The organism is Metabacillus niabensis, assembly GCF_902829255.1.
Lineage (GTDB): Bacteria > Bacillota > Bacilli > Bacillales > Bacillaceae > Metabacillus > Metabacillus niabensis.
The window spans coordinates 1-867 of sequence record NZ_CADEPK010000125.1 but is presented as its reverse complement, the minus strand read 5'-3'; the positions used below and the strand labels follow the sequence as shown (position 1 = coordinate 867).

General features: G+C 34.1%; 1 protein-coding gene. It reads left to right on the top strand.

What is annotated here, in order from left to right; translation table 11 throughout:
- Window positions 1-137 precede the first annotated feature (137 nt).
- Window positions 138-800 carry a 7-cyano-7-deazaguanine synthase QueC gene (queC, locus tag HU235_RS10920; RefSeq protein ID WP_095302988.1) on the top strand — a complete coding sequence of 221 codons (663 nt, stop codon included), beginning with the start codon at window positions 138-140 and terminating at the stop codon, window positions 798-800.
- Window positions 801-867 lie beyond the last annotated feature (67 nt).

Here is an 867-nt window from a genome sequence, read left to right as displayed (position 1 = left end):
ATATATGATTAATAATAGTTTTCTTATAGAAGAAATCATGCTAGCACCTCGGATTATTCCAGGTGTTTTTTATTTTGCCATTATTTATTTAGATACGGCAAAAAAATAAGGATGAGTATAAGGATGTGAAAATTTTTATGAAAAATGAAAAGGCAATCGTTGTATTTAGTGGTGGACAAGATAGCACAACCTGTTTATTTTGGGCATTAAAAGAATTTAAAGAGGTTGTTGCAGTTACGTTCAACTATAATCAACGCCATAGTTTAGAGATAGATGTCGCGACATCAATTGCAAAGGAACTTGGTGTTCAACATCATGTGCTGGATATGTCGTTATTAAATCAGCTTGCTCCAAATGCTTTGACAAGAACGGATATTGAAATAGAGCATGCTGAAGGTGAATTGCCTTCAACATTTGTTCCAGGACGAAATCTAGTGTTTTTATCTTTTGCAACAATTTTAGCTTATCAAATTGGCGCAAAGCATATTGTGACAGGTGTTTGTGAAACAGATTTTAGTGGCTATCCCGACTGTCGAGACGCATTTGTAAAATCATGTAACGTGACGCTTAATTTAGCGTTGGATAAACCATTTGTTATTCATACACCATTAATGTGGATTAATAAAGCTGAAACATGGAAGCTAGCTGATGATTTAGGAGCACTTGAATTTGTTCGTGAGAAAACTTTGACATGCTACAACGGGATAATTGCTGATGGTTGTGGGGAATGTCCGGCGTGTAAATTGAGAAAAAAAGGTCTTGACGAATATTTGTTTAAAAAGGATGCTGAAATTCGATGATTCAACAATTATATCCTCAAGTACAACACAATTATCAATTTGAATTAAATAAAGATATGCATATTGC

What these genes read in the sequence shown, in the direction of transcription:
- queC (WP_095302988.1), top strand. Translation starts at nt 138, where the DNA reads ATGAAAAATGAAAAGGCAATCGTTGTATTTAGTGGTGGACAAGATAGC.